The organism is Propionivibrio sp. (genome assembly GCF_029255185.1).
Taxonomy (GTDB): Bacteria; Pseudomonadota; Gammaproteobacteria; order Burkholderiales; family Rhodocyclaceae; genus Propionivibrio.
Map to the genome: position 1 here is coordinate 1 of NZ_JAPUVO010000011.1, position 1,402 is coordinate 1,402.

The following is a 1,402-nucleotide window of genomic DNA, read 5'->3' on the forward strand; positions in this document are numbered from 1 at the left end:
TGCTAGTCTTACTGTGTCACATGGCATGATTGCCTGCTCCACAGCACGGACAGCGCTGAAGTTTGCGGGCGATGGCTTGCGCGATGAGGAATCGCAGCGTTGGAATCGAGTCAGGTACATGCCGCTGCGCTCGTCCGGTGGCCGCGAGGGACGTAATCTGCGGGTAACGAAGGTGTTTCTGGTCGAGCGCAGTTTTTTTTGGAGCCGTCTTGGCTGAGGCGTTGAGCAACGAGGAAGCCGTAGGCCGCGATACAGAGGGTGGCGTGATGATGGAAACCAAGCCAGCCTCGCCCTTCGTAGTGAGAGAGGCCAAACTCCTGCTTGAGTTCCTGGTAATCGCGCTCGATGCGCCAGCGCATCTTGGTCACGAAGACCAGTTGCTCCAGCGTGGCGTCGCCCGGGCCGGTCGAGAGAAAGTATTTGCTTGGTTCTGCCTCACCTTCCGGCCATTCGATCAGCAACCATTCCTCGGGGCGTAGCTCCGTGCTGAGGTAATCGCGATGTGCCGGTCGAACGCGCACGGCGGCGAATCGAGAGGAGAGATCGGCGTTGCTTCCCTCCCGCCAAGTGACCGTGCTGTAGGCTTCCGACGGCAGGGCGATGGCCAGCGTCTTCACTGCAACGGGTTCGTGCCCGGGTTCCCGGCGCAGTCGTGTCGGCCGTATGCCGTGACCGGACCAGGCTTTGGGTGGCAGCGGTGCCGTCCCCGGCGCCCATACCGTTGTCGCCGGGCGAATGCCCACCGCGTAAAGCATGCCCAGCTCAGTGATCCCGTCGCGAAACGCAGTTTCGTCACCGTAGCCGGCATCCGCCAGAACGACGCCCGGCGGAACGCCCGCCGCTATGGCCTGACGCATCTGTGCCAACGCGATGGCGGGCTTGGTCGCGAACGTGATGTCTTCAGGAACACTCGCTGTCTTGCGCCGCGTCGGATCGGCGGCCCACTCCTTGGGAAGATAGAGTTGGTACGCGATAGGGACGCTGCCCTGAACGCTCGCCAGCGACAAACTGACCGCCACCTGGCAATTGTCCTGTTTGCCCAACTGGCCGCAATACTGCCGTGCAACACCGACCGAATCCTTCCCCTTCTTCGGAAAGCCCGTGTCATCGACGATCCAGTAACGCCCACTTTCCAAGCCCAACGTCGGCATGACCCAGTCACGCACCCGCTTCATGACCGCCGTATCCGACCACGGCGAGGTCGACACAAAGTGGTGCAGCGATTGATGCTTGGACGCCACATGCAAGGGATCAGCAAAGGCCGCCAGCGGCTCGACACTCTTGCGCGCGATCGGCAACATCAGCCCACGGCAATAGTCTTTCAAGCCGGTACTCCGCTCAGCACGGCCCAACACCTCGCACAGATGCTCAAGATAGCGCTCAAACTCGGCCTCGTTTCCCA

General features: G+C 61.8%; 1 protein-coding gene. It reads right to left on the bottom strand.

Annotated features, from left to right (window positions below; genetic code table 11):
* Positions 1–110: 110 nt before the first annotated feature.
* The coding region (locus Q1J43_RS00120) for an IS701 family transposase (protein WP_301100250.1) at positions 111–1,402 on the bottom strand (1,292 nt) is incomplete at its 5' end.